At 71.0% G+C, this 20,483-nt stretch carries 21 protein-coding genes and 1 tRNA gene; 14 read left to right on the forward strand and 8 right to left on the reverse strand.

What is annotated here, in order from left to right; all coding sequences use genetic code 11:
- The first annotated feature begins 29 nt into the window (after positions 1 to 29).
- The 5 genes from ABZW17_RS23770 (at position 30) to ABZW17_RS23790 (ending at position 5,199) form a co-directional block, all read left to right on the forward strand.
- Positions 30 to 1,256: an extracellular solute-binding protein gene (locus ABZW17_RS23770; protein ID WP_354817991.1), complete on the forward strand. Its 1,227-nt coding sequence runs from the start codon at positions 30 to 32 to the stop codon at positions 1,254 to 1,256.
- Complete coding sequence (locus ABZW17_RS23775; protein ID WP_354817994.1) at positions 1,253 to 2,299, forward strand: ABC transporter ATP-binding protein; 1,047 nt, start codon at positions 1,253 to 1,255, stop codon at positions 2,297 to 2,299. The genes ABZW17_RS23770 and ABZW17_RS23775 overlap by 4 nt, the downstream gene beginning before the upstream one ends.
- Before the next feature lie 229 nt (positions 2,300 to 2,528).
- Positions 2,529 to 3,422: a sugar ABC transporter permease gene (locus ABZW17_RS23780; protein WP_354817997.1), complete on the forward strand. Its 894-nt coding sequence runs from the start codon at positions 2,529 to 2,531 to the stop codon at positions 3,420 to 3,422.
- Positions 3,419 to 4,246, forward strand: a complete 828-nt coding sequence (locus ABZW17_RS23785) for an ABC transporter permease subunit (RefSeq protein ID WP_354818000.1) — start codon at positions 3,419 to 3,421, stop codon at positions 4,244 to 4,246. Before ABZW17_RS23780 ends, ABZW17_RS23785 begins: the two co-directional genes overlap by 4 nt.
- Before the next feature lie 113 nt (positions 4,247 to 4,359).
- Positions 4,360 to 5,199, forward strand: a complete 840-nt coding sequence (locus ABZW17_RS23790; protein WP_354818003.1) for a MerR family transcriptional regulator — start codon at positions 4,360 to 4,362, stop codon at positions 5,197 to 5,199.
- Here ABZW17_RS23790 and thrS read toward each other — a convergent pair.
- The 3 genes from thrS to ABZW17_RS23805 form a co-directional block, all read right to left on the reverse strand.
- Positions 5,186 to 6,403 (reverse strand): threonine--tRNA ligase, encoded by a 1,218-nt coding sequence (gene thrS, locus ABZW17_RS23795; protein ID WP_354818006.1) that lies wholly within the window; start codon positions 6,401 to 6,403, stop codon positions 5,186 to 5,188. The two genes, ABZW17_RS23790 and thrS, sit on opposite strands and share 14 nt — an antisense overlap.
- 124 nt (positions 6,404 to 6,527) lie before the next feature.
- Positions 6,528 to 6,995, reverse strand: coding sequence for a heme-degrading domain-containing protein (locus tag ABZW17_RS23800; protein ID WP_354818009.1), 468 nt, complete (start codon positions 6,993 to 6,995; stop codon positions 6,528 to 6,530).
- A gap of 25 nt (positions 6,996 to 7,020) precedes the next feature.
- Positions 7,021 to 7,401, reverse strand: a complete 381-nt coding sequence (locus ABZW17_RS23805; RefSeq protein WP_354818012.1) for a VOC family protein — start codon at positions 7,399 to 7,401, stop codon at positions 7,021 to 7,023.
- 69 nt (positions 7,402 to 7,470) lie between these two features.
- Between ABZW17_RS23805 and ABZW17_RS23810 the strand changes: the two genes are divergently transcribed.
- Positions 7,471 to 9,420, forward strand: coding sequence for a phosphocholine-specific phospholipase C (locus ABZW17_RS23810; RefSeq protein WP_354818015.1), 1,950 nt, complete (start codon positions 7,471 to 7,473; stop codon positions 9,418 to 9,420).
- On the opposite strand, the gene ABZW17_RS23815 is transcribed toward ABZW17_RS23810, so the two are convergent.
- Positions 9,381 to 10,646, reverse strand: coding sequence for a M20 family metallopeptidase (locus ABZW17_RS23815; RefSeq protein WP_354818018.1), 1,266 nt, complete (start codon positions 10,644 to 10,646; stop codon positions 9,381 to 9,383). The genes ABZW17_RS23810 and ABZW17_RS23815 overlap by 40 nt on opposite strands.
- A 77-nt stretch (positions 10,647 to 10,723) precedes the next feature.
- Between ABZW17_RS23815 and ABZW17_RS23820 the strand changes: the two genes are divergently transcribed.
- From ABZW17_RS23820 to ABZW17_RS23830, 3 genes are all read left to right on the forward strand, one after another.
- Complete coding sequence (locus ABZW17_RS23820; protein ID WP_308674373.1) at positions 10,724 to 11,206, forward strand: tRNA adenosine deaminase-associated protein; 483 nt, start codon at positions 10,724 to 10,726, stop codon at positions 11,204 to 11,206.
- Positions 11,203 to 11,658 (forward strand): nucleoside deaminase, encoded by a 456-nt coding sequence (locus ABZW17_RS23825; protein WP_354818133.1) that lies wholly within the window; start codon positions 11,203 to 11,205, stop codon positions 11,656 to 11,658. The genes ABZW17_RS23820 and ABZW17_RS23825 overlap by 4 nt, the downstream gene beginning before the upstream one ends.
- 66 nt (positions 11,659 to 11,724) lie before the next feature.
- Positions 11,725 to 11,811, forward strand: a tRNA-Ser gene (locus ABZW17_RS23830).
- 198 nt (positions 11,812 to 12,009) lie between these two features.
- On the opposite strand, the gene ABZW17_RS23835 is transcribed toward ABZW17_RS23830, so the two are convergent.
- Complete coding sequence (locus ABZW17_RS23835; protein WP_354818022.1) at positions 12,010 to 12,147, reverse strand: hypothetical protein; 138 nt, start codon at positions 12,145 to 12,147, stop codon at positions 12,010 to 12,012.
- Between the two features lie 94 nt (positions 12,148 to 12,241).
- Here ABZW17_RS23835 and ABZW17_RS23840 point away from each other — a divergent pair, with 94 nt between their 5' ends.
- Both ABZW17_RS23840 and ABZW17_RS23845 read left to right on the forward strand, forming a co-directional pair.
- Complete coding sequence (locus ABZW17_RS23840; protein WP_354818025.1) at positions 12,242 to 13,144, forward strand: hypothetical protein; 903 nt, start codon at positions 12,242 to 12,244, stop codon at positions 13,142 to 13,144.
- Between the two features lie 25 nt (positions 13,145 to 13,169).
- Positions 13,170 to 13,985: an NAD(P)H-binding protein gene (locus ABZW17_RS23845; RefSeq protein WP_354818028.1), complete on the forward strand. Its 816-nt coding sequence runs from the start codon at positions 13,170 to 13,172 to the stop codon at positions 13,983 to 13,985.
- On the opposite strand, the gene ABZW17_RS23850 is transcribed toward ABZW17_RS23845, so the two are convergent.
- Both ABZW17_RS23850 and ABZW17_RS23855 read right to left on the reverse strand, forming a co-directional pair.
- Complete coding sequence (locus ABZW17_RS23850; RefSeq protein WP_354818031.1) at positions 13,978 to 14,550, reverse strand: hypothetical protein; 573 nt, start codon at positions 14,548 to 14,550, stop codon at positions 13,978 to 13,980. The genes ABZW17_RS23845 and ABZW17_RS23850 overlap by 8 nt on opposite strands.
- Complete coding sequence (locus ABZW17_RS23855) at positions 14,547 to 14,918, reverse strand: hypothetical protein (RefSeq protein WP_354818034.1); 372 nt, start codon at positions 14,916 to 14,918, stop codon at positions 14,547 to 14,549. Before ABZW17_RS23855 ends, ABZW17_RS23850 begins: the two co-directional genes overlap by 4 nt.
- A gap of 310 nt (positions 14,919 to 15,228) precedes the next feature.
- Here ABZW17_RS23855 and ABZW17_RS23860 point away from each other — a divergent pair, with 310 nt between their 5' ends.
- Positions 15,229 to 16,146: a TauD/TfdA family dioxygenase gene (locus ABZW17_RS23860; protein WP_354818037.1), complete on the forward strand. Its 918-nt coding sequence runs from the start codon at positions 15,229 to 15,231 to the stop codon at positions 16,144 to 16,146.
- 16 nt (positions 16,147 to 16,162) lie between these two features.
- Positions 16,163 to 16,609: a limonene-1,2-epoxide hydrolase family protein gene (locus tag ABZW17_RS23865; RefSeq protein ID WP_354818040.1), complete on the forward strand. Its 447-nt coding sequence runs from the start codon at positions 16,163 to 16,165 to the stop codon at positions 16,607 to 16,609.
- A 293-nt stretch (positions 16,610 to 16,902) separates the two neighbouring features.
- Here the strand turns inward: ABZW17_RS23865 and ABZW17_RS23870 are convergent, their stop codons facing one another.
- Positions 16,903 to 17,823, reverse strand: a complete 921-nt coding sequence (locus tag ABZW17_RS23870) for a CapA family protein (protein ID WP_354818043.1) — start codon at positions 17,821 to 17,823, stop codon at positions 16,903 to 16,905.
- Between the two features lie 126 nt (positions 17,824 to 17,949).
- On the opposite strand from ABZW17_RS23870, the gene ABZW17_RS23875 reads away from it, so the two are divergent.
- Positions 17,950 to 20,415, forward strand: a complete 2,466-nt coding sequence (locus tag ABZW17_RS23875) for an endonuclease/exonuclease/phosphatase family protein (protein WP_354818046.1) — start codon at positions 17,950 to 17,952, stop codon at positions 20,413 to 20,415.
- Positions 20,416 to 20,483: the final 68 nt, after the last annotated feature.

Raw genomic sequence — 20,483 nt, forward strand, 5'->3', positions numbered from 1 at the left:
CAACATTATCACGGACCTAGGGAGCAGCCATGCAGCGTTGCACCGGCTTCCGATTCCGACGAGCGTTGCTGGCGGTGGGTCTCGCCGCCGGCTTGGCGGCCTGCGGCGCGCCCGGCGGTGACGGCGGCCAGGCGGCGGACCCCAAGGCGGTGCCGGACAAGCCGGGCAAGCCGGTCGAGCTGAACATCCTCGACGTCGCGGGCAACCTGCAGCTCACCAAGCAGATGATCGAGAACTTCAAGGCCGCACACCCCGAAGTCCTCGCGAAGGTCACCTATTCGACCGCGCCCGCACCGAGCATGGCGGGCAAGCTGAAGGCGGAGCAGGACGGCGGCGTCGCCCAGACGCACCTGGTCCTCAGCGGCACCGACGGTCTTTCCGCCGGCATCGCGAACGGCACGCTGGCCAAGGTGCTGCCGGACTTCTCGAGCCGGTTCCCGAACCTGATGCAGAACTACCTCGAGCCCGCGGCCAAGATGCAGGAGCTGGCCAACGGCTACGGCATCGAGGTCGTCTACTACCCGTCCGGCCCGCTGCTGGAGTTCAACCCTTCTGCGGTCGCTCAGGCGCCGGCGTCCCCGCAGGAGCTGCTCGACTGGGCGAAGGCGCACCCGGAGAAGTTCCAGTACGCCCAGCCGTCGAACTCCGGTCCGGGCCGGACGTTCCTGATGGGCCTGCCGTACTTGCTGGGTGACAAGGACCCGAAGGACCCGGACAAGGGCTGGGACAAGACCTGGGCGTTCCTGCAGGAGCTCGGCAAGTACGTGAAGTACTACCCGTCGGGCACCACGGAGACGATGAAGAACCTCGCGTCCGGTTCGGTGGACATGATCATGTCGACCACCGGCTGGGACATCAACCCGCGCAAGCTCGGCACGGTGCCGAACACGGTCAAGACGGCGATCATGCAGCCGATGCACTGGGTCACCGACGCCCAGTACGCGCTCATCCCGAAGGGGCTGTCGCCTGATCAGGAGTCGGCGATCCTGCAGCTGGTGGCCTGGATGCTCAAGCCCGACCAGCAGGCGATCGCCTACGACGACGGTTATTTCTACCCCGGCCCGGCGGTCAAGGACGTCACCCTGCAGATGGCGCCGCAGAAGAGTCAGGACACCATCCGGCAGTTCGGCCGGCCGGAGTACGAGCAGTGGATCTCGCAGTACCCGAAGGAGACGTCGCTGCCGGCCGAGCAGCAGGTGAAGGCGTTCGACAAGTGGAACCAGCTGGTCGGCGGCTCGAAGGTCGGCAAGAAGTGACGTTCGGGCAGCTGCGGCTGGACGGCGTGTCCCGGAGATTCGGCACCGCGAACGCCCTGCGCGGCCTCGACCTCGCCATCGCCCGCGGCGAGTTCGTGGCCCTGCTCGGCCCGTCCGGCTGCGGCAAGTCGACGGCGTTGAACTGCCTGGCCGGCCTGCTGCCCCTGACCGAGGGCAGCATCTGGCTCGACGACACCCGCATCGACGGCCGGCCACCGGAGCGGCGCGGGTTCGGGATGGTGTTCCAGAACTACGCGCTGTTCCCGCACATGTCGGTCCGCGCCAACGTCGGCTTCGGCCTGAAGATGCGCAAGGTCGGCCGCGCCGAAGCACGGCGTCGGGTCGACGAAGCGCTCCGGCTCGTCCAGCTCACCGAGCACGCGGCGAAGTTCCCCGCGCAGCTGTCCGGCGGCCAGCAGCAGCGCGTCGCCATCGCCCGCGCAGTGGTGCTGGAGCCGCCGGTGGTGCTGATGGACGAGCCACTGTCCAATTTGGACGCCAAGCTCCGCCTGGAGATGCGGATGGAGATCCGCCGCCTCCACCAGACGCTCGGGTTGACGACGGTGTACGTCACCCACGACCAGGAGGAGGCCCTGTCGCTGGCCGACCGCCTGGTGGTGCTGCGCGAGGGCGCGGTCCAGCAGATCGGCACGCCCGAGGAGGTGTACGCCCAGCCGGTGAACAGCTACGTGGCGTCCTTCATGGGCTACCGCAACCTCCTGGACATGACGGTGACCGGCACCGCGGGCTCATCGGTGACAGTGTCGGGCGCAGGCGTCCGCCTCACCGGCCGCGGCTCGCACCCCGAGGGCGACTCGGCGAAGGTGGCAATCCGCCCGGAGGACTTCGTCGTCGGCGACGGCACCGAGAACGCCCTCGACGTCACGGTCGAGATCGTCGAGTACCACGGCCGCGAGCTGTCGGTCTCGGCCCGGCTGGCGACCGGCGTCCCGGTGTACTTCCGGACCGACAAACGCCTGGCTCCGGGAGACACCGTCCGGATCGGTGTTCCGGGCGAGCGGGTCCTGGTGTTCGCACCGTGAGCGCCCGGGTCGGTATCGCCGGCGCCGAGCCGGCGGATGGGGTTCGGGGCGCATCGGTGGCCGCGGGGATCTCCGGTGGGCGGGGTGCACCAATGCCCGCCGCAAGAGGCGCCGACGTTCGGAGTGTGCCGGTCTTCGCCGCCCTGGGTGCGTCGGCCGCTGCCGCTCGTGTCGCGGAGGTCGTCGTCGCCGCTCGCGGTGCGTTGGGGCCTGACGCGGGGGGCGTGTCGTGACCGCCGTGGCGACCGGGCGGCCGGCGTTGCGGCACCGGTTGGCCGAACGTGGCGTCGACCGCACCCTGCTGCTCCTCGTGCCTGGCCTGCTGGTCACCGCCTGCCTGTTCCTGTATCCGTTCCTCTACGGCCTCCAGTTGTCGTTCGCGCCGCGCACGGGCGGCGTCTTCGCGAATTACGCACGGTTCTTCGGCGATCCCTACCTGCGCGACACCATCTGGACCACGCTCGGCATCGCGCTGCCGGCAACGTTCATCAACGTCCTCGCGAGCATCCCGATCGCCTACGTGATGCGCGGCCGGGTCCGCGGCAAACGCCTGCTGACGACGATCCTGGTCGTACCGATCACGCTCGGCACGGTGCTCACCGCGCAGGGCCTGATCATGTACGGCGGACCCGCGGGCTGGCTGAACAAGGTGCTCACCGTCCTCGGCGTCACCGACCAGCCGTTGCCGCTGATCCACAACTACACCGGCGTGCTGCTGTCGCTGGTGATCACCGGCTTCCCGTTCTCCTTCCTGCTCACGCTGTCCTACCTCTCGGGCATCGACCCCTCCCTGGAGAAGGCAGCCGCAACGCTCGGCGCCAACGGTGTCCAGCGCTTCCGGCGGATCACGCTGCCCCTGCTGGCGCCCGGCCTGGCGATCACCTTCTGCCTTTCGTTCGTCATGGCGTTCTCGGTCTTCCCGAGTGCGCAGCTCGTCGGCGATCCGGCGAACGAGACCCGCGTCATCTCGATCGCCGCCTACCACGCCGCGTTCGAGGAGTACGACTACTCGATGGGCTCGGCCGTCGCGATGCTGATGGCGGTCATCATGCTGATCGTGATCGGCCTGGTCATGGCGTGGCGCGGCACGCTGTACCGCGGAGCGACCGGAGGCAAGGGATGACCGGTTGGGTCGCGCGTCCCGGACGTTGGGTCGTCTGGGCCGTCGTCGCGTTCTTCTTCGTCAACCTCGCCGGCGTCGTGCTCTCGGTCGTGGTCGACTCGTTCGGCACGCAGTGGTTCGGCAGCTGGCTCCCGGACGCCTTCACCACCCACTGGTACGCCGACGCCTGGCGCGAGTTCGGCCTGTCCGACGTCCTGCTGACGACGGCGATCGTCGCGCTCGTGGTGATCGCCGTGTCGGTGGCCGTCGGCGTGCCGGCCGCCTACGCGCTGGCCCGCCGCTCGTTCCCCGGCAAACGCCTGGTGATGCTCCTGTTCGTGCTCCCGATCCTGATCCCTCCCATCACCTACGGCATCCCGCTGGCCACCGTGCTCTACAAGTTCCACCTGGCCGGCACGACCACCGGCGTCATCCTGGCCAACCTCGTGCCCTCGGTGCCGTTCGTCGTGCTGACCATGACGCCGTTCATCGAGCAGATCGACCCGAAGATCGAGGCCGCGGCCCGCATGTCCGGCGCGCGGACCGCCTCGGTGTTCACCCGGATCCTCGGCCCGCTGCTGCTGCCGGGCATCCTGGCCGCGTCGATCCTGGTGCTGGTGCGCACGGTCGGGATGTTCGAGCTGACGTTCCTCACCGCCGGCCCGGACTCGACGACCCTGGTGGTCGCCCTTTACAACTCCGTGTTCGCCGCGGGCATCCGCGCCAACCAGTCCGTCGACGCCATGGCGACCATCTACACCGCTTCCATGCTCGTGCTCCTTCTCATCGCGTTGCGGTTCGTGAACCCGACCCAGCTGGTGACCCGGATCCGGGAGGAGACCTGATTCGTTCGATCACGCGTTCGACTTTACCGCGAATCATCGAACAAATGATCGACACGATCGAGCGAACCTGCAGGTCTTGCGCCTCCCCCGAGGGGAGCTGCCACGCTGGCGGCATGCAGTATTCGATCGGCGAACTCGCTCACCGGACCGGCCTGACGGTCAAGGCCGTCCGGTTCTACTCGGATCGCGGCCTCGTGCCGCCGTCCGGGCGCAACGCCGCGGGCCAGCGCCGTTACGACGACGCTGCGCTCGCCCGGCTCGACGTCATCCGCGTCCTCCGCGACCTCGGCATCGACCTCGCCACCATCCGGCGGGTGATCGAGGGCGAAACCACCGTCGCGGAGGTGGCGGCGGAGCACGTCGCGGCGGTCGAGGCGCAGATCGGCGTGCTGCACCGGCGAAGGGCAGTGCTGAACGCGGTGGCGAACCGCTCGCAGCCCGAGGAGGCGAGCCTCGCGCACCAGCGGCTCCTGCTGTCCGAAGTGGAGCGGCAATGCCTGATCGGTGACTTCCTCGCCGACGCCCTGGGTGATCGTCCCGAGCTGGCGGGGATCGCCCGCACCTTGACGCCGGAACTGCCCGGTGACCCCAGCCCCGAGCAGGTCCAGGCGTGGACCGAGCTGGCCGCGCTGATGCGGGACACGGACTTCCGCGCGAACCTGCGCCGGCTCGTGGACGCCCACGAAGGCGGCCTGCGTCGTGACCTGGCGGCCGAGGTGCGGGACGCCGTCACCCCGGCCCTCGTCGCCGGGATCGGGCCGAAATCCCCGGCGGCGAGGGCGATCGTCGACGGCCTCGGGCGCGATCCCGGCGAGCTCCGGGAGTGGCTCGACGCCGTCAGCGATCCGCGCCGCGAGCGCTACCTGGAACTGTTGGGGGTGATAAACGGCTGGGCGGCACCGGAGAGCATGGCGCCCGCCTTCGGCTGGCTGGCCGAGGTCATGGCTGCCTGACCGCCTCCCGGACGGCTGCCAGCGCGTCCTCCACCGGTTGGGAGTCGAGACGGCGTCCGTCGCGCAGCCGCACGGAAAGCTGCCCGGCGGCGGCTTCCCGCGGACCGATGACGGCCTGGTACGGCACCAGCCGCCCGTCCCGGATCCGTGCGCCCAGGCTGCCCTCCGACGCGATCTCGGCCCGGAGGCCGTCGCACCGGTCGAGGGCCGCCTGCGCAACCGGCAGTTCCGCGGCGGACAGCGGCAGCAGCCGGAGCTGCACGGGCGCCAGCCAGGACGGGAACGCGCCGCCGTGGACCTCGATCAGCTGGGCCACCGCGCGCTCGACGCTGCCGATGATGCTCCGGTGGAGCATGACCGGCCGGTGCTTCGCGCCGTCCGCGCCGACGTACTCGAGACCGAACTGCGCGGGCTGGTGGAAGTCGACCTGGACGGTCGACAGGGTCGATTCGCGGCCGGCGCCGTCGGCGATCTGGATGTCGATCTTCGGGCCGTAGAACGCAGCTTCGCCCTCGACGGCGTCGTAGGCGAGCCCGCTGCGGTCGAGCACCGACCGCAGGATGCCGACGGCGCGGTCCCAGTCCCCGGCGACGTACTTCCCGCTGTCGCCGGGCAGCGACAGGCGGTAGCCCGCCGGGCTGAGGCCGAGCGCGTCGTACGCCCGCCGGATCAGGGCCAACGCGGCTTCGGCCTCGGCTTCGACCTGGTCGAGGGTGCAGAAGACGTGCGCGTCGTTGAGCTGGATCGCCCGCACCCGGCTGAGGCCGCCGAGCACGCCGGAGAGCTCGGACCGGTACATCCCGCCGAGCTCGGCGATCCGCAGCGGCAGCTCGCGGTAGCTGCGGCCCGCCGAGCGGTAGATCAGCGCGTGGTGCGGGCACAGGCTCGGCCGCAGCACGAGCTGCTCGCCGCCGACGTCCATCGGCGGGTACATGTCGTCGCGGTAGAGCGACCAGTGTCCGGAAATCTCGTACAGCTCGCGTTTGGCCAGCACCGGCGAATGGACGTGCCGGTACCCTGCCCGCCGTTCGAGGCCGCGGACGTACTCCTCCAGGCTGTGGCGGACGAGCGCGCCGTCGGGCAGCCAGTAGGGCAGGCCGGCGCCGATCAGCGGGTCGGTGCCGAACAGGCCGAGTTCGCGGCCGAGCTTGCGGTGGTCGTGCATCGTGGACTCCCTCGTGGACGGCGAGGCGGGAGACCACAAGACGAAGCCCGGGGCACCCGCCCCGGGCCGGAAACGTCGTTCAGCGCGCCGGGACACTCTCCGGCGTCGTCGTCAGTGCAGCGCGCTTCATGAGATCGACGGTAGCAGCGGCCGCCACCGCTTTTCAGGAGTCCAGGAACCGCTCGAGCTGCTCGACGACGAACGCGTGGTCCTCGGCCTGCGGCAGCCCGGACACCCCGACCGTGCCGACCGGCCCGACTCCGCGCACCAGCACCGGGAACACGCCGCCGTGCGCCGCGTAGTCGCCGAGATCCAGCCGGGAGTGCTGCTCGAACGAGCCGCCGTTCGCGCGGAACTGCGTGCCGACCAGGAACGAGCTGTGGCCGTAGCGGTCGACGACCCGGCACTTGCGGTCGATCCAGCCGTCGTTGTCCGCCGACGTCCCGGGCAGCGCGGCGTGGAAGAGCCGCTGGCCGTTGCGGCGGATCGAGATCGTCACCGCCAGCCCGCGCTCGGCCGCGGCGTCCAGCATCTGCCGGCCGAGGGCGAGCGCGGTCTCGTTGTCGAACTTCGTGAACTGGAGGCGTTCCTCCTGCTCGAAGAGCTGGGCGAGGCGTTCGGCTTCGGTCATTAGGCCATTAAATCAACACTGTTGTTTAATTACCAGCGGCGAACTGGGTCAAGGACAACACGTTGCCGTCCGGATCGGGGAACCACGCGATCCGGCCGCCCGGCGTAGTCCAGATTTTGTCGGTGTCCTGTGGCAGCGTGTCGTAGGTGAGGAACTCCACGCCACGGCCGCGCAGCTCGGCCACCGCCGCCCGGATGTCGGCGACCGCCCAGCCGAGCACCGTGAACGGCTGCGGCGTGAACCCGGCGACGGCGGTGACGCGCAGCATGGTCGCGCCACTGCGGAACACACACGCGAAGGGGGTCTGCTCGATGAACTCAAGCCCGGCGACGTCCGTGTAGAAGGCGCGCGAGCGCTCGAGGTCGGCCGACGGTGCGAAGGCGACCAATTCCGCTGAGTTGAGCATGGCTTCACCTCTCTCGGTGGCGAACGTACCCCTCGGCCGGGCCGCCGGCCCGGGGATGAGGAGGTGGTCATGAGCCGGATCCGGCGCCGCACGGTGCTCGGTGGTGCGGCCGCGGTCACGGTCGCCGGCGCGCTGTCCGCCGGCTGCGCCCCCGTGCCGCGGAAGGGCACCATCGGCGACGTCCGCCACGTCGTCGTGCTGATGCAGGAGAACCGGTCGTTCGACCACTACTACGGCACGATGGCCGGCGTGCGCGGCTTCGGCGACCGCGCGGCCCTGCGCGACGTCTTCCGCCAGCGCGGCGACCGGGGCGGCCCGGTGCTGCCGTTCCGGATCGACACGTCCGTTGTGGACGGTCAGGACCTCGGCGAGCTGCCGCACGACTGGAACAGCACCCACCGCGCGTGGAACGACGGCGCGTATGACCGCTGGATCGCGGCGAAGAGCCCGATGACGATGGGGTACTTCACCGGCGACGACCTCCCGTTCCAGCACGCCTTGGCGCGCGCGTTCACCCTCTGCGACCACTACTTCTGCTCGATCCAGGGCCCGACCCACCCGAACCGGCTCTACCACTGGACCGGCACGATCGACCCGGACGGCCTCGCCGGCGGCCCGGCGACGCACAACGCGCCGGACTACGAGCCGTCGTTCCACTGGACGACGTACCCGGAGCGGCTCGAGGCGGCGGGCGTCTCGTGGCGGATCTACGCGAACGACGAGGAGCGCGGCGTCCCCGAGCACTTCGTCGGCGACTACGGCGACAACCCGCTCTGGCTGTTCCAGAACTTCCACGACGCGCTGCACTCGATGGACCCCGTCAAGCGCCGGCTCGCCGAGCGCGCCAACCTGCGCAAGAAGCTGCTGCCGGATTCGGGGCAGGGGAAGGACCTCGACCACGTCCTGGCCGAGTTCCTCGCCGACTGCGCGGCCGGGACGCTGCCCGCCGTGTCGTGGGTGGTGGCCCCGTACGGTTACTGCGAGCACCCCGCCGCGCGGCCGGTCGACGGCGCCGCCTACGTGCACCGCATGCTGAAAGCGTTGTGGGACCAGCCGGAACTGTGGGAATCGACCGTCGTCTTCATCAACTACGACGAAAACGACGGCTTCTTCGACCACGTCGTCCCGCCGACCCCGCCACCCGGCACGCCCGGCGAGTACCTGCCGGGCAACCGGCCGGAGAAGGGCGCGCCGTCCGGGCCGCCGGTGCCGATCGGGCTGGGACCGCGGGTGCCGATGACCGTCGTGTCGCCGTGGAGCCGCGGCGGCTGGGTCAACTCCCAGGTCTTCGACCACACGTCGGTGCTGCGCTTCCTGGAGACGTGGACCGGCGTGCGCGAGCCGAACATCTCGGCGTGGCGCCGCGCCATCTGCGGCGACCTGACCAGCTGTTTCGACTTCCGCGCCCCCGACACGACCATCCCGCTGCTACCGGACGCCGACGCGCTGCGCGCCGAAGCCGACCGGACGCAGCGGCGGCTCCCGAAGCCCGGGCTGGGGCCGGGGGCGCTGGTGCAGGACGCCGGCACGGCGAAGGCGCGCCCGCTGCCGTACCAGCCGGTCGCCTGGGCGACCGCCGAGGCGAACGTCCTGAAGCTGCACCTGGCCAACCACGGGACGCACGCCCTGCAGCTGGCCGCGTACGCCTACCACGCCGGCGGGACGCCGCAACGCTTCGACGTCGGCCCGAACAGCGAGATGGCCGGCGAAGTCGCGCACGGCGGCACCTACGACGTCGCCATCCACGGCCCGAACGGCTTCCTGGTCGAAGCCTCGGGCGGCCTGGACCTCGACGCCGCCGTCACCTTCGCCGACACGCCCGCGCTGACGGTCACGGTGACCAACCGCGGGCCGTCACCGGTCACGCTGAACGACGTCACCATCGCTCCGGGTGGCTCGCACGACTTCCCGGTCCCGGCGAGCAACGGCTGGTACGACGTGACGTTCGAGGCGCCGGGGTGGCGTCGCCGCTTCGCCGGTCACCTGGAGGACGGCAACCCGTCGCGGACCGGGCCCTGACCCAGGGCGTCGAGCGCGAAGGCGGCGAGCATCGCGACGCCGCTGGGCATCGCGTCCTCGTCGAAGACCACGCGGTTGGAGTGGTTGGCCGCCGCCTCGGCCGGGTCGACGCCGGGCGGGCACGCGCCGAGGAACGCGTACGCGCCGGGAACGCGTTGCAGGACGTAGGAAAAGTCCTCGGCGCCCATCAGCGGGTCGGCGAGCAGCTCGACGTTGGCCGGCCCCAGCACGTCCGCGCCGAGCCGCAGCACCTCGGCGGCGACCCGGTCGTCGTTGACGGTCACCGGGTAGCCGGGCTCGACGTCGGCGACCACGCGGCAGCCGTAGGCCGCGCCGACCTGCTCGCACACCTTGGGCACCTCGGCGCGGACCAGCGCGCGCGTCTGCTCCGACAGCGTGCGGATGGTGCCTTCGAGCTCGGCGGTCTCCGGGATGATGTTCGACGTCGTGCCGGCCTGGATCCGGGTCACCGAGAGCACCGCGGGGTCGAACACGCTGACACGGCGCGTGATCATCGTGTGCAGCGCCCCGACCATCGCCGCGGCGGCCGGCACCGGGTCGATCGTGTGCTGCGGTGCCGAGCCGTGGCCGCCCTTGCCGGTGACGCGCACGTGGAACGAGTCCGCCGACGCCATCAGCGGGCCGGGCCGCAGCTGCAGCAGCCCGCTGCGCGCGTTGGCGAGGATGTGGACGCCGAACGCGCGCTCGACCCGCGTCCCGGCGGCGTCGAGCACGCCCTCGTGGATCATGAACCGGGCGCCGTGGTGACCCTCCTCACCCGGCTGGAACATGAACACGACCGACCCGGCGAGCCGGTCCCGGCGCTCCGCGAGCAGCCGGGCGGCCGAGGCCAGCATCGCGACGTGCGTGTCGTGCCCGCACGCGTGCATCGACTCGGCGTCCTCGGACGCGAAGTCCAGCCCGGTCTCCTCGGTGAGCGGCAGGGCGTCCATGTCGCCGCGCAGCAGCACGGCCGGGCCCGGCCGCGCGCCGCGCAGGACGGCGGTCAGCGACGTCGTGGCCCTGCCCTCGGTGATCTCCAGCGGCAGGCCGTCGAGGGCCTCCCGGATGGCGGCCTGCGTGTGCGGCAGGTGGAGCCCCTGTTCCGGCCTGCGGTGCACCGCGCGCCGGAGCGCGACGGTGCGGCCTTGCAGCGCCCGCGCGTCGTCGAGCAGGCCGGCGAACGGGGTGCCGGGCAGGGTGGGCAGGTCAGCAGGTCCGGTCATGCTCCCGATAGTGGCGCATGCGGCGCTTCGGGCGCACCGTGCGTGCGCCGGATCTCGCGGCGGAATACGGTGTGCGCATGGCGGTGGATGAGCCGGTCACGGGCTTCGCGGTGGCTGTGGTCCGAGAAGACGGTCGGTGGCGGTGCAGTGCGCTCGACCCGGGGGCGCTGACCGAGCTGGACGCGGCGATCACGGAGCTGGGCAAACTACGTTCCACCGGCGCGAGCTTCGGGCTCCTGGCGGTCGACGACGAGTTCTTCGTCATCGTCCGCCCGAGCCCGCGGGGGCCGTCGCTGCTGCTCTCGGACGCGGCGGCGGCGCTGGACTACGACATCGCGGCGGACGTCCTCGACGTCCTGCGCGTCGACCCGCCGGACGAGGAGGACGACTCCGTCTGGCCCGAGGGCGACCTCGAAATCCTGACGGACCTCGGCCTGCCGGGGCCGGAGCTGGAGGTCATCGTCGGCGAGGTCGACCTGTACCCGGACGAGCAGCTGCAGATGGTCGCGCAGCGCTGCGGGTTCGGCAGCGAGTTCGCCAAGCTCCTGGACGAGCTCTGAGAAGGCCGTCCGACACCGAAGCCGTCGAGGCGGCGCTGGAGGCGGCGCGCGCCCCGGGCGCGGACGTCCCGATCGGAGCGGTGGTCTTCGCCCCGGACGGAACCCCGCTGGCGGCGGCCCGCAACGCGCGGATCGAGCTGGGCGACCCGACGGCCCACGCGGAGATCCTGGCGCTGCGAGCGGCGGCCCGCGTGGTGGACGACGGCTGGCGCCTGGAGGGCTGCACGCTGGCGGTGACGCTGGAGCCGTGCACGATGTGCGCGGGCGCCCTGGTGCTGGCGCGGATCTCCCGGCTGGTGTTCGGGGCGTGGGAGCCGAAGACGGGGGCGGTGGGCTCACTGTGGGACGTGGTCCGGGACCGGCGGTTGAACCACCGGCCGGAGGTCCACGGGGGCGTGCTCGAGCCGGAGTGTGCCGGGGTGCTGGAGACGTACTTCGCCCGGTGCCGCTGAGGACCCTCGGCCGCAGCTGCCGACCCCGGGTGAGGGGCGCGCGGGGGTTCCGGTATTGTTCTCGGCGGTGGCGTGTCCGAGCGGCCGAAGGAGCACGACTCGAAATCGTGTGACGGTTAATCCCGTCCGTGGGTTCAAATCCCACCGCCACCGCTTCAGCCGGCGGGCCAGGTATCTTCCTGGCCCGCCGGCTTTTTCGCTGTAATACGTCCTCCCTCCCGGGCGATCTCACTTCGTCCGGTGGTCACGTGGGAGGTGCGGACATGGACGAGCCGCTCGTGGAGCCGGTGGTGACGTCACGGTGAGCGATTTCCGGACGTTCTGCCACATCGGCGAGTACGGCGAGGTCGGTTACCGGAACTTGCACCGCATGGTCGTGAGCAGCGATCCGCTGGTGCTCTGGGCGCCCTCGAGCACGCTGCTTTCGGCGTCGCGGATCGAGCCGCGGGAGTTCGTCCGGCTCGTGGACGACCGCCGGGTCCGCGTCATTGCGCGGGAACCCTGGTTGCTTTCCCGCACGTTCCGGGATCGGCACCCGTCGGGGGAAGGGGCGGCCTGGACGACCTCGGTCGACGGCGAGCTCATGAGGTTCGCGGAAGGCGACCGCAGCCTCGATCCGTCCGAGCGGCGGGTGATCGTGGCGCCGCCCGAGGACGGTATCGCCTGGGCCGAGCAGTACGTCGCCGAAAATGCGGCCTTGGCCGGCCGGATCCAGCGGGTGATCGAACGGCGAAACCCTGAACGGCACATTCCGGAGGCGGTGCTCAACGTCATCCGCCGCGAGGATTTCGGCCCCCGGCAGGCGGTCACCCACGTCTTGCGAGCCGCGTACAACCACGGTGACGCCTTGACCCGGTCGAACGCGAACGTGCCGTTCTACCTCGGTAGCCAGGATGCTCAGTTCCTCCGGTGGATCAGTCAGATCGATCCGGGCGAGCAGCCCCACCCACCGAGTCCGGCCAGTCACGAGCACGAGCACTACGCCGACCTCGCCGCGCAGCTGTTCGATCTGCTGCGTGTGCTGGAGATCGCCGGCAAGGAGCCGGATCTGCGCCGCTTCCTCGGATCGGCGGCGCATCGCGACCTCACCCGGTGGTACGCGGACATCTGCCGGAGTGTGGCGATCGAACGGCCGAAGTCCGTCGAGGACAAGGTGGCTCGCGAGCTCGCCCGGACAATGGAGGCGGGGGAGTTGCAGCACACTTTCCGGTCGTGGGCTTCGCGGCGCGGCGACGCGACGGTTTTCGCCCTTGGTCTGGCCGGCGCGGTCGCCGGCCCGGTCGTCGACGGCCCGAGCCTGCTTTCGCTGACCGGCGTGCTGCTCGGAGCGATCCCGGTGGGCAAGGGACTGCTGCGCCGCCTCGGCTATGTGTCGGCGCAGTACACCGGCGCGCAGTGGCCGTTCTTGTACAGCTTCGGCCGGGAAGCTTCGGCCCGGCGGATCAGGCGGTTGCGTCGTGCGCTGGACCTCGCGTCCCGCGCTTGACTTGAAGGGCCCTTGAAGTGTGACCGTGGTCGGCACCAGCCGAGCAACCAGGAGCGCACCAATGACCGTTCTCGTCACCGGGGCCACCGGCCACACCGGACGCCACGTCGTCGCCGGCCTCGAGGCCGCCGGTGTCCGCACCAGGATCCTCGTCCGGGGCGAGACCGAAGGCTCGGACGTCGTCCGAGGCGACGTCCGGGACCTGACCGAAGCCGCCGAGGGGGTCGATGCCGTCTACCTCCTCTGGCCCTTCTTCACCGCCGACGGCATCGAAGCAGCCCTGGAACCGCTACGCGGCAAGAAGATCGTCTACCTCTCCGCCATGGCCGCCGAAGCGGGGGACGGTGGTGTCTGGGGAGGCGTCGAGGCCGCCGTCCGGAAGGTCACCGATGACTGGACCTTCCTGCGCGTCACCGGCCTCGCCACCAACGCGCTCGCCTGGGCGCCGCAGGCGAAGACCGGTGTCGTCCGCGCTGCTCACGGCCAAGCGAAACGGTCCGTCGTCCACGAACGCGATGTCGCCGACATGGCCGTCAAGGCGCTCACCGAAGACCACAAAGGACAGATCTACCTCGTCACCGGCCCGGAGGCCCTCGCCCACGCCGAACAGGCCCGGCTCGTCGGCGAAGCGCTCGGAACTCCTGTCACATGGGAAGAACAGCCGCCGGAAGAAGCGATAGCGCAGATGAGTGCCTATCTCGGTGCGGAATTCGCAGCCGCCGCCGTCGATCACTGGGCGTCGCTTGTCGACGACCCGGAACCCGTGTCGCTGGACGTCGCGCGGGTCACCGGGCACCCCGCGCGGCCCTTCGACGAGTGGGCTCGGGAGCACTTCAGCTGAGCTGGACCGCCGGGGTCGTCACCGGCTCCAGTTCCGCCGCCAGCCCGGTCAGCGCCGCGACCTTCGCCGACACCGTCCGCAGGACGGCGGTGCACGCGGCGCTGACCTCGCTCACCACCTCGGCGGACCGGTCGCCCGCCAGCACCGCGTCGACGGCCGCCGCGGCCGACGTGGCCAGCTCGCCCACCTCCGTGGCCGCCGATTCCGCGAGCGCGTCCAGCTCGTCGGCGATCCGGGCGCCCAGTGCCGCCGTCGACGCGGCCGCGCGGGCCGCCGCGGCGTACTGACCGTCCACTGTGTCCGCCCAGGTGCCGAACGTTTCGCTGCTGCCGCCGGTTTCCGCGCGGTCGACGCCAGCGCGGAACTCCTCCTGCGCTGCGGTCATCCCGAGCGCGCCGGTGTCGACCGCCGACGCCGACGCGCGGATCGACGCCGGTGCGCAGTCGAGCTGCCGCAACGCCGCCACCGGGTCCGGGACGCCGAGCCGGCCCGCTGCCGCGCGCAACGCCGAGAGCTGGGCCGCGGCCGACGACAGGGCCGGGTGCTCGAAGACCTCGGCGGTCACGGTGCCACCGCTAACCGCCCCCGGAAGCCGGTGCTCCGGGTGCTTTCCGCCGCCATGCGCAGCCGGCCTGCCAGGTCGGACGTCGCGTCGCCGAGGACGCGCGCGTCCGCTTCGCGCGCCGCCAGCGCCGCGGCCCAGCGCGCCGCCAGTTCGCGGGCCTGCGGCGAGATGCCGAACGGCGTCGACTCGACGCGGGCTTCGGCGAACCGGCCCGCGGCCTTGTCGTCGGCGGCCGCCGCCTGGTCGAGCAGGTCGGCTCCGGCACGCAGCCGGTCCGCCTTCGGCGGGGGGTTCCGGGTGGCGAAACCCCCGGCCTCGGGGCGGAGCCCCGGGTTGTCACCGATCCGCGAGCCTCTGCCTTCCGGCATGGGGACCTCCGTCGTCAAGGGCGCTCACCCGATCGGGGAAGATCTTGCCTCATCCTCCCGAGCCGCCGGCATCGCGGTTGACCTGCGGCGTTGAACAACGTTCCACCAAGTGGACGTCTTGACCGCGGCTCGGGGAGAAAGCGACCATGAACGCATGCCCGCCACCTCGGAAAGCACGCCGATCCGGGCCCTCGCGCGGTCGATCGGGGAGGGCGTCGTGGAGCTCCTGCTGCGCCGCGGCCGCCTGGGTTCGCCGCCCGCCTGAGGCGAACCCGGCGTCCCGCATCCCCGAAACCCTTGGAGCACAACCATGTCCGTAGAGCTGCCTGCCCGGATTCAGCTGCGTGAGGCCGTCGCGCCCGCGGATGGCCTCCTCGAAGGCCCGCGAACTCTGCGGGAACCGCAGAACGACTTCACGCTCTTCACCCTCCGCCCGCTGAGCCGGGTGATCGGCGCCGAGGTCGACGGCGTCGACCTCGCCGAGCCGCTCACCCCCGAGCTGCGCGAGGAGCTCAACCGCGCCCTGCTCGAGTGGAAGGTGATCTTCTTCCGCGACCAGCACATCACGTCGGCGCAGCAGCGCGCCTTCGCCGCGAACTGGGGCGAGCTGGAGACCAACCCGTTCATCCCGAAGGGCGACGACGACGCCGTCACGCGCTTCGAGCGCACCGCGGCGATGCCCGGCTACGAGAACATCTGGCACGTCGACGTCACCTGGCGGCCCGCCCCCGCGCTCGGCTCGGTGCTGCGGCTGATCGAGGTCCCGCCCGTCGGCGGCGACACGCTGTGGGCCGACATGGCCGCGGCCTACGACAACCTGCCCGAAGCCGTCCGCGCCCGCATCGACGGGCTCACCGCCGTCCACGACTACCTCCCGGGCTTCGACCGGTTCTCCGATCCCGCGCTCCTGGCGCGGTGGCAGGACCGCTTCCCGCCGGTCGAGCACCCGGTGGTCCGGACGCACCCGGAGACCGGGCGGCGCACCCTGTTCGTCAACCAGGCGTTCACCACGCACATCGCCGGCCTGGACCGCGACGAGAGCGACCGGCTGCTGCGGTACCTCTTCCTGCAGGCTCACACGCCGGAATTCCAGGTCCGGTTCAGCTGGCGGCCGGACTCGGTGGCGTTCTGGGACAACCGCGCGACGCAGCACTACGCGGTCAACGACTACCACCCGCACGTCCGGATCGCGGAGCGCGTCGCCATCGCGGGCGACCGGCCGTTCTGAGCCTTAGCCTGGGGTCATGACCGAAGAACCCCAAGCAGTGGTGACCGGTTTCCTCAAGGCCCTCGAAGACCTCGACGTCGACCGCGCCCTGACGTTCGTGGCGAGCGACATCGTGTACCAGAACGTGCCGTTGCCGCCCGCCCGCGGCGTCGCGGCGGTCGAGAAGCAGCTGCGCGTGATGGCCAAGTACGGCTCCGGGTTCGAAGCCCGGACGCACCACATCGCCGCGGACGGCAACGTCGTGCTCACCGAACGCACGGACGTGCTGCGCCGCGGCGCGTGGGAAGCGGAGTTCTGGGTGTGCGGCACGTTCGAGGTCGAAGGCGGCCGGATCGTGCTCTGGCGCGACTACTTCGACTGGACGACGGTGCTGGCCGCGAGCGCGAAGGGCGCGGGCCGGGTCGCCTTGGCCGGAGCCCGGACGCTGCTGGGCCGGTACAAGGCGAGGCAGGCGGTGCGCTAGACCCGGTGTTCGCCGCGGTCGTGGTCCCTCAGGTCCACGACCGCGGCTATCCCCAGCACCAGCACGAACACGCAGCTGAGAACAATCAGCCCCCACATGATCGTTCCCCCTCCCCCACGTGATGTGCCGACCGCGAGCTGTCGGGGGAGTGGTCTGTGCCACTTTTCCGGCGGCTCACGCAGACCGTACCGCCGCTTGACACGGGTTGTTCCCGTCCTTGAGCTGCATTTAAGGCAGATGCGCCGGATGGGTGACAAGGCGGTGTCCGGCTGTCACAGATCAAGCGCAATCCGTTACAGGCCAACGGCTACGGACGCGATTCCCGCCTGGACGGTCACCCGGGCGGCCCGCGGCGCCGAGATCTCCGCGACGTACCGCAGCACCCGGTCGGCGTCCTCCCCGGCGAGGGGCCGGCACTCGCCGTCGGCGGTCCGCCGCACCGGGATGAGCTCGAGCCGCGGCTCGTCGCCGAACATGCACCCGGCCAGCAGCCCGTCCGGCCGGTCGGCGAGGAGGCTGCCGAGGCTGTAGAGGATCGGCCGGCCGCGGTGCACCTCGACGGCCTGGATGGTGCGCGGCCCGTGCCCGGCGACCAGGTCGGCGCCGGCGTCGATGGCCGCGCGCCCGTAGGTGACCTGGTATTCGGCCAGTTCCGCGCCCGGCAGGCCCCAGTGCATCGAGACGACGACGTGGTCATGGGCGGCCTTCGCGCGCTTCACGTCGGCGACGAGCCGGTCGAGGTGCTCGGGGACCGGTGCGGTACGGACGAGCGGCGGGCGGCCGGGAATCTCCGCGATCCGGGGATCGGGCTGGTACGCCGTGGTCGCAAACGCTTGCGCGACACCCGGGGCGTCGGGCCGGGCGACCTGACCGGGCAGGCGAAGTGACGTGTACGCGAGGAATGCGACCTTTTTGCCGGATCGCTCGACCACCGCGGGCGCGTGCGCGGCGTCGAGGTCGGCGCCCGCGCCGCAGTGCGCGATCCCGGCGTGGTCGAGAACGCTCAGCGTCGCCGTCGGGTGCGAAGCGTCGTTGGCGCACGAGACGACGTCGACACCGGCCGACGTCAGCATTTCGGCCATCGCCGCGTCGAACGGTCCTTCCAAGTTCACGAACCGGACATCGGCGCCCTTGAACAGGGGCTCCAGCTGCCCGAAGGCCGGTGCGGCCCGGCCGTGGAGATTGACGTCTCCGCCCAGTACCAGCGTGATCACGAAACCTGCTCTGCCGAGTGAGTGACGACGAAAGTAGTTGTTACGAATCGTTGCATTGTTGTCTTCCTCCTCCTCACTTGTTCGGGGGACTATGCCACGACTGTTCAAGCACAAAGGGGACTCAGGGTGACCAAGACCCACAGATCCAAGGCCGCCTTCACGGTGGCCGTCGCGTCGGGCCTGGTGCTCGGCGGCGTGGCCGCACCGGCCGCGCTCGCCACGCCGAGCGCCGACGCGGTCATCGCCGAGGTCTACGGCGGCGGTGGCAACTCCGGAGCCACGCTCACGAGCGACTTCGTCGAGCTCGCCAACCGCGGGGCGGCGGCCGCGAGCCTGGCCGGCTTCAGCGTCCAGTACCTGCCGGGTTCGGCGAGCCCGTCGAGCACCTGGCAGGTGACGCCGCTGGCCGGCAGCGTCGCGCCGGGCGGGCGTTACCTGGTGGCCGAGAGCAAGGGCTCCGGCGGCACCGTCGAACTGCCCACTCCGGACGCGACCGGCACGATCGCGCTGTCGGCCACCGCGGGCACGATCGCCCTCGTCTCCGGCACCACCGCGCTGACCTGCAAGACCGCGGCCGACTGCGCGGCCGACGCGCGGGTCAAGGACCTCGTCGGCTTCGGCACCGCGACCGTCCGCGAGGGCAACCCGACCGCGGCGCCGTCGAACACGACGTCGGTCGCGCGCGGCACCGCGCTGGCCGACACCGACGACAACGCCGCCGACTTCACCGTCGGCGCGCCGACCCCGACCAACACCGCGGGCGAGTCGACCGGCGGGGACACCGGCCCGGCGCCGACCCCGGCGAAGATCCACGACATCCAGGGCACCACGCGGCTTTCGCCGTTCAAGGACAAGAAGGTCGGCGACGTCACCGGCGTCGTCACCGCGACCAGGACGTTCGGTTCGTCGCGCGGGTTCTGGCTCACCGACCCGAACCCGGACAACGACCCGCGCACCAGCGAGGGCCTGTTCGTCTTCACCGGTTCGACGAGCCCGGCCGTCGCGGTCGGCGACGCGGTGACCGCGACCGGCACCGTCCGCGAGTTCTACCCGGACGCGCCGGCGACGTCGAACTACCAGTCGCTCACCGAGCTCAGCGGTGCACAGTGGACGGTCGGGTCGCACGGGAACGCCCTGCCGGCGCCGACCGTGCTGAACCCGGACACCGTGCCGACGACGTACGCGCCGTCGCCCGGCGGGAACATCGAGTCCCTCCCGCTGGAGCCGGCGAAGTACGCGCTGGACTTCTGGGAAGCGCACGAGAGCGAGATCGTTTCGGTCACCGACGCGCGGGTCGTCGGCCCGTCGAACTCGTTCAACGAGCTGTACGTGACGTCGAAGCCCGACCAGCACGAGTCGGTCCGCGGCGGCAGCGTCTACCTCGGTTACGACCAGCTCAACAGCGGTGTGATGAAGGTGTCGTCGCTGATCCCGTTCGACCAGCGGCCGTTCCCGAAGCTCAACGTCGGCGACGTGCTGACCGGCACGACGTCCGGCCCGGTCGAGTACAGCAACTTCGGTGGCTACACGCTGTTCGCGAGCGTGCTGGGGACCGAAAAGGACAACGGGCTGCAGGCCGAGACCACGCGCAAGCAGCGGACCGGCGAGCTCGCGGTCGCGACCTACAACGTCGAGAACCTGGCGCCGAGCGACCCGCAGGCGAAGTACGACCGGCTCGGCGAGGCGATCGTGACGCACCTGGCGACGCCGGACATCGTGAACCTGGAAGAGATCCAGGACAACACCGGCGCGACCGACGACGGCACGGTGGCGGCGGATCAGACGCTGCAGAAGTTCACCGACGCCATCGTCGCCAAGGGCGGCCCGCGCTACCAGTGGCGTTCGATCGACCCGGTCAACGACCAGGACGGCGGCCAGCCGGGCGGCAACATCCGGGTGGCGTTCCTGTTCAACCCGGCGCGCGTGTCCTTTGTGGACCGTCCGGGTGGGACTTCGACGACGGCCGTCGGCGTGGTGCGCGAGCACGGGAAGGCGCACCTGACGGCGTCCCCGGGCCGCGTCGACCCGGCGAACGAGGCGTGGACGACCAGCCGCAAGCCGCTGGCCGGCGAGTTCGTGTTCAAGGGCCGCACGGTGTTCGTGATCGCGAACCACTTCAACTCCAAGGGCGGCGACCAGCCGACGCACGGCCGCTTCCAGCCGCCGGTGCGCAGTTCCGAGGTGCAGCGGGCGAAGCAGGCGACGGTGCTGCGCGGGTTCGTCGATTCGTTGCTGGCGGCCGATCGCAGCGCGAACATCGTGGTGGCGGGTGACCTGAACGACTACCCGTTCTCGCCGGCGGTCCAGACGCTCACCGCCGGTGGCGCGCTGAAGGACCTGATCGCGTCGGTGCCCGAAGCCGAGCGGTACAGCTACGTTTTCGAGGGCCAGTCCCAGGTCCTGGACCACATCCTGGCCTCGAACGCCCCGCGCGGCGTGGATTACGACGTCGTCCACATCAACGCGGAGTTCGCGGACCAGGCCAGCGACCACGACCCGCAGGTGATCCGCTTCCGGCCGGGCGCGGGCAACGCGGTGCTGGACGGGTTGTACGACCTGCTCGACTGGCTGGAGCAGGTCTTCGGGAAGTAGCTTTTCCCGCACTGAGGCCACTTCCGGGCCCTTCGCCCGGGAGTGGCCTTTTTGCGTCGCCACTCCAT

It is taken from the genome of Amycolatopsis sp. NPDC004625 (genome assembly GCF_040609695.1).
In the GTDB taxonomy this organism is placed as follows: Bacteria; Actinomycetota; Actinomycetes; order Mycobacteriales; family Pseudonocardiaceae; genus Amycolatopsis.

What these genes read in the sequence shown, in the direction of transcription:
- ABZW17_RS23860 (WP_354818037.1), top strand. Translation starts at nt 15,229, where the DNA reads ATGTCCGTAGAGCTGCCTGCCCGGATTCAGCTGCGTGAGGCCGTCGCG.
- ABZW17_RS23820 (WP_308674373.1), top strand. Translation starts at nt 10,724, where the DNA reads ATGGCGGTGGATGAGCCGGTCACGGGCTTCGCGGTGGCTGTGGTCCGA.
- ABZW17_RS23810 (WP_354818015.1), top strand. Translation starts at nt 7,471, where the DNA reads ATGAGCCGGATCCGGCGCCGCACGGTGCTCGGTGGTGCGGCCGCGGTC.
- ABZW17_RS23800 (WP_354818009.1), bottom strand. Translation starts at nt 6,995, where the DNA reads ATGACCGAAGCCGAACGCCTCGCCCAGCTCTTCGAGCAGGAGGAACGC.
- ABZW17_RS23770 (WP_354817991.1), top strand. Translation starts at nt 30, where the DNA reads ATGCAGCGTTGCACCGGCTTCCGATTCCGACGAGCGTTGCTGGCGGTG.
- ABZW17_RS23835 (WP_354818022.1), bottom strand. Translation starts at nt 12,147, where the DNA reads ATGACGCGGACCCGGCGGTCGTCCACGAGCCGGACGAACTCCCGCGGC.
- ABZW17_RS23805 (WP_354818012.1), bottom strand. Translation starts at nt 7,401, where the DNA reads ATGCTCAACTCAGCGGAATTGGTCGCCTTCGCACCGTCGGCCGACCTC.
- ABZW17_RS23815 (WP_354818018.1), bottom strand. Translation starts at nt 10,646, where the DNA reads ATGACCGGACCTGCTGACCTGCCCACCCTGCCCGGCACCCCGTTCGCC.
- ABZW17_RS23865 (WP_354818040.1), top strand. Translation starts at nt 16,163, where the DNA reads ATGACCGAAGAACCCCAAGCAGTGGTGACCGGTTTCCTCAAGGCCCTC.
- ABZW17_RS23790 (WP_354818003.1), top strand. Translation starts at nt 4,360, where the DNA reads ATGCAGTATTCGATCGGCGAACTCGCTCACCGGACCGGCCTGACGGTC.
- ABZW17_RS23840 (WP_354818025.1), top strand. Translation starts at nt 12,242, where the DNA reads ATGAGGTTCGCGGAAGGCGACCGCAGCCTCGATCCGTCCGAGCGGCGG.
- ABZW17_RS23855 (WP_354818034.1), bottom strand. Translation starts at nt 14,918, where the DNA reads ATGCCGGAAGGCAGAGGCTCGCGGATCGGTGACAACCCGGGGCTCCGC.
- ABZW17_RS23785 (WP_354818000.1), top strand. Translation starts at nt 3,419, where the DNA reads ATGACCGGTTGGGTCGCGCGTCCCGGACGTTGGGTCGTCTGGGCCGTC.